General features: G+C 72.3%; 5 protein-coding genes. 2 read left to right on the forward strand and 3 right to left on the reverse strand.

Annotation, left to right across the window (positions count from 1 at the left end; all coding sequences use genetic code 11):
* Positions 1-314: 314 nt before the first annotated feature.
* Positions 315-2,381, reverse strand: coding sequence for a UvrD-helicase domain-containing protein (locus ABZ281_RS32325; RefSeq protein ID WP_356661276.1), 2,067 nt, complete (start codon positions 2,379-2,381; stop codon positions 315-317).
* A gap of 287 nt (positions 2,382-2,668) precedes the next feature.
* On the opposite strand from ABZ281_RS32325, the gene ABZ281_RS32330 reads away from it, so the two are divergent.
* Complete coding sequence (locus ABZ281_RS32330; protein ID WP_062927558.1) at positions 2,669-2,857, forward strand: hypothetical protein; 189 nt, start codon at positions 2,669-2,671, stop codon at positions 2,855-2,857.
* Between the two features lie 18 nt (positions 2,858-2,875).
* Here ABZ281_RS32330 and ABZ281_RS32335 read toward each other — a convergent pair whose 3' ends face one another.
* Entirely contained in the window at positions 2,876-4,519 is a 1,644-nt protein-coding gene (locus tag ABZ281_RS32335; protein WP_356661278.1) for a DNA repair helicase XPB, read from the reverse strand.
* 190 nt (positions 4,520-4,709) lie between these two features.
* Between ABZ281_RS32335 and ABZ281_RS32340 the strand changes: the two genes are divergently transcribed.
* Positions 4,710-5,075 carry a YqhA family protein gene (locus ABZ281_RS32340; protein ID WP_356661280.1) on the forward strand — a complete coding sequence of 122 codons (366 nt, stop codon included), beginning with the start codon at positions 4,710-4,712 and terminating at the stop codon, positions 5,073-5,075.
* A 29-nt stretch (positions 5,076-5,104) separates the two neighbouring features.
* Here the strand turns inward: ABZ281_RS32340 and ABZ281_RS32345 are convergent.
* The coding region (locus tag ABZ281_RS32345) for a helicase C-terminal domain-containing protein (RefSeq protein ID WP_356661282.1) at positions 5,105-6,447 on the reverse strand (1,343 nt) is incomplete at its 5' end.

A 6,447-nucleotide genomic window follows, 5' to 3' on the forward strand; every position in this document is an offset into this window, starting at 1 on the left:
GTACGTCCAGTACGAGGGCTTCCGGCCGGCACGCCGAGAGCACGCACCGGACGCCGCTCCTCAACGGGCAAACGTTGCCTGCCGCGGCACTAGCGGCACGCCTGCCCGCAGCTGAGCGGGGCGGGTGCCCGTAGCTGAGCGGGGCGGGTGCCGGCAGCTGGGGGGACGCATGCCCGCAGTTGAGCGGGACGGCGTCCGCAGTTGAGCGGGACGGCGTCCGCGGCTGGGCGGGACGGCGTCCGCGGCTGGGCGGGGCGGGTGTCGGCAGCTGGAGGCGGCGCGCACGTCCGCGGCTGGGCGGGTGCCCGCCCGCACTAAGCGGCCAGTTGGGTCGGTAGTGGGGTCGCGTGGGTCACCGTCAGGCCTGAGACCGCCCTTGTGAGGGTTACGTACAGGCGGCGTAGGCCCGTGCGTTCGTCCGGTTCGCCGTTTACCACCGCCTGCGGCTCGTCCAGGACCACGTAGTCGTACTCCAGGCCCTTCGCGAGGGACGCCGGAACCAGGGTCAGGCGGGTGTCCTGGGTGGTTTCCTCGCCCGGGCCGAGGTAGGGGATCCCCGCCTCCGTCAGGGCCCGGGACAGTTCCGGGACGCGGGCGTCCGCCGCGATCAGGCCCGTCGAGCCCTCGTGGCGCAGCAGTTCGCGGCAGGCCTCGACCACGTCCTTCGGGCCGGCGACCGGCCGGACCTCGAAGTGGCCCGGGTTCTCGCGGATCGACGCCACCGGGGTGAGGCCCGGGGCGATGTGCGGGAGCAGCCGGGAGGCGTAGGTGATGACGTCCGTCGGGACACGGAAACCGGCCGTCAGCTCCTCCACCAGCGCCTCCGGCTTGCCCAGGTGCGTCAGCGCCTCCCGCCAGCCCCGGGTGGCCCACGGCGTCGTGCCCTGCGCCAGGTCGCCGAGGACGGTCGCGCTGCCGGTGGTGCAGCGGCGGCCGACCGCCCGGTACTGCATGGGGGAGAGGTCCTGCGCCTCGTCGAGGACGACGTGCCCGAGGGAGTGCGTGCGCTGGATCAGGTCCGTGGCCTCGTCGATCAGGACGGCGTCCGCCGCCGACCACGTGGCCGACTTCACGCCGCGCGCCGGCTTCGCCCAGAGGATCGCCTTCTGCTCGTCCTCGTCGAGGATCCCCTCGGCGTGGACCGCGAGGAACTCCGCGTCCGACAGCAGCCGCAGCACCAGCTTCGCCGGGTCGACCGCCGGCCAGACCGCCTTCACCGCCGCCTTGACCGCGCTGTTGCGGGCCACCGCGTCCTGCACCCGGTCGTCCGGCGCCTCACCCGACCGTTCCATCTGCACCAGCACGGCGTGCGCGATGCGCTGCGGCAGGGCCTCGCGTGCGGCGCCGTAGCGGATGTCCCGGTCGAGCAACTCGCGGACGAGCTCCTCCAGTTCGTACGCCGGAATCCGCCAGCGGCGGGAGCCGCGCACGACCACGACCGGTTCGGCGGGCATCGTGACGTGTGCGTAGAGGGCCCGGCGCAGCACCCGCGCCAGCCGGGCGTCGCCCTTGACGACGGCGGCCGTCGCGTCGTCCGTGCCCTTGATCTCGACATGGGCGACGAGGTCGTCGACGGTCGCCTGCTGCACGGTCAACTCGCCCAGCGCGGGCAGGACCTGCTCGATGTAGTGCAGGAAGGACCGGTTCGGCCCGATGACCAGCGTGCCGGTGCGGGCGAGCCGCTCGCGGTGGGCGTAGAGGAGGTAGGCGACCCGGTGCAGGCCGACGGCGGTCTTCCCGGTGCCCGGGCCTCCTTGCACGCACACCGTGCCGGAGAGGCCGGAGCGGACGATCTCGTCCTGCTCCGGCTGGATCGTCGCGACGATGTCCCGCATCGGGCCGACACGCGGCCGCTCGATCTCCTGCTGGAGCAGCTTGCTGGTCCGGGCCTCCCCGGCGGAGCCGGACAGTGTCACAGCGGCCGGGTCCGACAGGTGCTCGTCCTCGTACGCCGTGATGTCGCCGCGGGTGTAGCCGAAGCGGCGGCGCAGCGCGACGTCCATCGGGTCCTTCTTGGAGGCCCGGTAGAACGGCTGCGAGACCGGCGCGCGCCAGTCGATGACCATGGGGTCGCCGTCGTGGTCGTGCACGTGCCGGCGTCCGATGTAGAAGCGCTCCCCGTCCGCCCCCTCGGCCTGCTCGGCGCCCGGCGCGTGCAGGTAGTCGAGCCGGCCGAAGAACAGCGGGGTGTCACTGAGGTCCGCCAGGGCCTTGACGCGCTCCTCGATCTGGCGGGCCAGCACCTCTGCGTTGACCCAGTTCGCGGTGACGTCGGTGATGTCGAGGGCCTCGACGTCCTCGCGCATGGCACGCAGGGCGGAACGGGACGCGGAGAGGTGGGAGCGCTCACGCGAGAGCGGGTCGTCGGCGGGCGTGGACAAGGGGGTGCCTCCGGAGGGACCTGCTGAAGAGTGGGTGGTGAGATGCCGGCCGGTTTCCGTCCGGTCGGCGGCACTCCGTGAGGGAGGCGGGCAGGAGCGGAGATCCTAGAGGAGCGGGGACGCCGGGCGCCAACGGTTTTCTCAGCCCTTCCTCGCTCCCTCATCCCTGGGGGACAGGGCCCTCCTCCCTGAGGGGAACGGGTCGCCCCATGGGCGTACGCGGACCGCCGCAAGGTTCGGTCCAGAGACCGACGCAGCCTTTACGGTCGAAAACGCACCATGGAGACATGAGCGCAGCAACCATCCACCCCGCCCCGGCCCCGGGCCGCCCGCCCGGCGCCACCGCCGTGGCCGGCAGTCACCGCCACCGCCTCGGCGATGCCCTGCGCGCCGTCAAGGTCTTCGCGGGCGCCGCCTTCGACGTGGTCGTACTCGGTCAGTACGGAGAGGAAGTCGGCGTGGTCCGCCGCAAGTGAGCGGGCCCTCCCCGACCGTCAGCTCTCCGCCAGCAACTCGTCCGCGTCCATGATCCGGTACGCGTACCCCTGCTCCGCCAGGAACCGCTGGCGGTGGGCGGCGAAGTCCTGGTCGATGGTGTCCCGGGCGACCACCGAGTAGAAGTGCGCCTGGTGGCCGTCGGACTTGGGGCGCAGGACCCGGCCGAGGCGCTGGGCCTCCTCCTGCCGGGAGCCGAAGGTGCCCGAGACCTGGATGGCGACCGTCGCCTCCGGCAGGTCGATCGAGAAGTTCGCGACCTTGGACACGACGAGCACGCTGATCTCGCCCTCCCGGAAGGCGTCGAAGAGCTTCTCCCGCTGCGCGTTCGACGTCTCACCCTTGATCACGGGCGCGCCCAGATGCTCCCCGAGCTCGTCGAGCTGGTCGATGTACTGCCCGATGACGAGGATCTGCTGCCCGGAGAAGCGGCGGACGATGGCCTCCGTGACCTTGCGCTTGGTCGCGGTCGTCGCGCAGAAGCGGTATTTCTCCTCCGTCTCGGCCGTGGCGTACGCGAGCCGCTCGGCGTCCGTCAGATTGACCCGGACCTCCACGCAGTCGGCGGGCGCGATGTAGCCCTGCGCCTCGATCTCCTTCCACGGCGCGTCGAACCGCTTGGGACCGATCAGGGAGAACACGTCCGACTCCCGGCCGTCCTCCCGCACCAGGGTGGCGGTCAGGCCGAGCCGCCGCCGCGCCTGGAGGTCGGCGGTGAACTTGAAGACCGGCGCGGGCAGCAGGTGCACCTCGTCGTAGACGATCAGCCCCCAGTCCCGCGAGTCGAACAGCTCCAGGTGCGGGTAGACGCCCTTCCGCCGGGTCGTCAGCACCTGGTACGTGGCGATCGTGACGGGCCGGATCTCCTTCCTCGTCCCGCTGTACTCGCCGATCTCCTCCTCGGTGAGTGAGGTCCGCTTCACCAGCTCGTGCTTCCACTGCCGGGCGGAGACGGTGTTCGTGACCAGGATGAGGGTGGTCGACTTCGCCTGGGCCATCGACCCGGCCCCGACCAGCGTCTTCCCGGCGCCGCAGGGCAGGACGACGACGCCCGAACCGCCGTGCCAGAAGTTCTCCACCGCCTGCTTCTGGTACGGCCGCAGCGCCCAGCCGTCCTCGGCCAGTTCAATTTCGTGCGCCTCGCCGTCGACGTACCCGGCGAGGTCCTCGGCCGGCCAGCCCAGCTTCAGCAGCGTCTGCTTGATCTGCCCGCGCTCGGAGGGGTGCACCACGACCGTGTCCGGGTCGATGCGGGCGCCCACCAGGGGCGCGATCCGCTTCGATCTGAGGATCTCCTCCAGCACCGGTCGGTCGGTGGTGGTCAGCACCAGCCCGTGCGCCGGGTGCTTGGACAGGGTGAGACGGCCGTAGCGGTCCATCGTCTCGGCGATGTCGACGAGCAGCGCGTGCGGCACGGGGTAGCGGCTGTACTGCACGAGCGCGTCCACGACCTGTTCGGCGTCGTGGCCCGCCGCGCGGGCGTTCCACAGGCCCAGCGGGGTCACGCGGTAGGTGTGGATGTGCTCCGGCGCCCGCTCCAGTTCCGCGAACGGGGCGATGAACCGGCGGCAGTCGTCGGCCTGCTCGTGGTCGACTTCCAGGAGCAGGGTCTTGTCGGACTGGACGATCAGCGGACCATTCACGCGCGGCACCCTTTCTGTGGCCAAAGGACTCGGACGGCTCGACAGCGCGACGCCTCGGCCAAACGTCCAGTGTGCCTGATCGACCGGGTCGGGTGGTGTGATCTGCGCGTCCGGTCGTACTGAATGCGTATTCATCCCAACGTGTGGTGTGAATTCAGTTTTTCCATCGCGGCCCCGAAGAATGGCGAAGGTGCAGAACCCGACGACCACCACGCTCGGATACGCCCTGTCCGTCACCCGCTGGCTCCAGGCCCCGCTGTACTTCGGGCTGGTGACCGCCCAGGGCGTCTACGTCTACACGTTCTTCAAGGAGCTGTGGACCTTGATCCTGATCTGCGTGAGCGGGCACGCCACCGAGACGTACGTGATGCTCGCCGTGCTCAAGCTGGTCGACGTCGTCATGATCGCCAACCTGCTGATCACGGCGATCGTGGGCATCTCCTCCGTGCACCTGCTCCAGATGTTCGTGGACGTCCACCACACCTCCCACCACGCCCGAGCGTGGGAAATCCCCGGCGTGGCGTGCATGCACGCCCGTCCGCACCCGAACGGGTGACGGTCCGCAGGTCTTCGTCGGTGCGGTCGTCAGCCCGCGTCGTCGGCGAGCTCCGCCACCCCGGTGATCCGGTGCAGCGGATACGTGCGGACCTCGTCCGCGGTGTGGTCGTACGCCGTGACGAAACCGCCCTCGACGCGGATCGGGGCGACGACCCGCTGGCTGGCGGAGCCCTCGGCGTTCACGTAGCCGATCCACAGGGCCTCGCCGGTGAGGACGGCGGCCTGCATGGTGGCGAGGGTCTCGGCGGCACCGGTGCGGGGCAGCTCGCCGTCGGCCGCGGGGGCCGCACCGGGCTTGCGCGGGGTGGTGGAGGCGAGGTCGCCGGCCCGGACGGCGCGCAGCGCGGCCGAGAGGAGGGTGTCGTCGGGGACCGGCGGGCCGTCGGGGACCGGCTCGGGCGCGGTGCGCGGCGGGGTGCGGTGGGCCTGGGCGCGGGTGATCAGCACATCGCCCTCGGCGGACTCGGCTGCCGGTGCGAACCCCATCGCCCGCAGGCCTTCCAGGAGCCCGGCCGGGTCGGCCTGCGCGGCCAGCACGGTCGGGGCGAGCCGGCGCAGCCCCAGCCCTGCGGCCCGCTTGTCGGCGAGGATCTCGCTGAGCACCGCGTCGTCGTCGCAGCGCACGTACGCCGAGGCCGCGCCGACCCGCAGATGCCCGTGCCGGCGGGCCACGTCGTCGATCAGGTACGCGAGCGGCTGCGGCACCGGCGTGCGGGAGTGCGTGGCGAGGAAGGCGTGCAGGTCGGAGGCGGCCTGCCCGGCGTCCAGCGCCCGCCGCACCGAGCCGGGCGTGAACCGGTAGACGGTCGCCCCGCCCTTGGACTCGACGTCCGCCAGCACGCCCAGCATGTCCGCGAGCGGCCGTTGCAGGGGGCCGGGCGCCACCGCCGTCAGGTCGGCCTGGAGCAGCACGTGGTCCAGCGGCTCGGGCAGCAGGGGCGCGAGCAGCCGGGCCGCGGCGGCGGCGGCCACGGCCTGGTCGGCGGGGGAGAGGGGAGCGAGCGGGGTGGTGCGGTGATGGTGGTGGACGGGCAGCTTGTCCCCCGGCCCGGCAGGTTCCGCTTTCGGGCCCTGCGCGGGAGCCGGGGGCGCCCCCAGCAGCGCCCGGCCCTGGGCCGACAGCGCGCCCCGGCCCGTGACACCCAGCAGCTCCGCCTCGGACAGCGCCCACTCGGCGAGCCGGCCGCGCAGGTCGTCCTCGCGCCGGTCGCCGCGCAGGGGCCGCTCCCAGCGCAGCCGGGCCAGCACCGATCCGGCGGCGGGCGCGGCGCCCTCCGGCAGACCGGCCAGCAGCGCTTCCGGAAGGCCAACACCGATCTCACCGACTTCGCGCTGGGCACCGGCAACCTGCTCGCGCTGATGTTCCCGAT

The organism is Streptomyces sp. NPDC006265, from assembly GCF_040613555.1.
GTDB lineage: Bacteria > Actinomycetota > Actinomycetes > Streptomycetales > Streptomycetaceae > Streptomyces.

Bases quoted from the DNA above. Each gene is read 5' to 3' on its own strand.
- ABZ281_RS32330 (WP_062927558.1), top strand. From the start codon at position 2,669: ATGAGCGCAGCAACCATCCACCCCGCCCCGGCCCCGGGCCGCCCGCCC.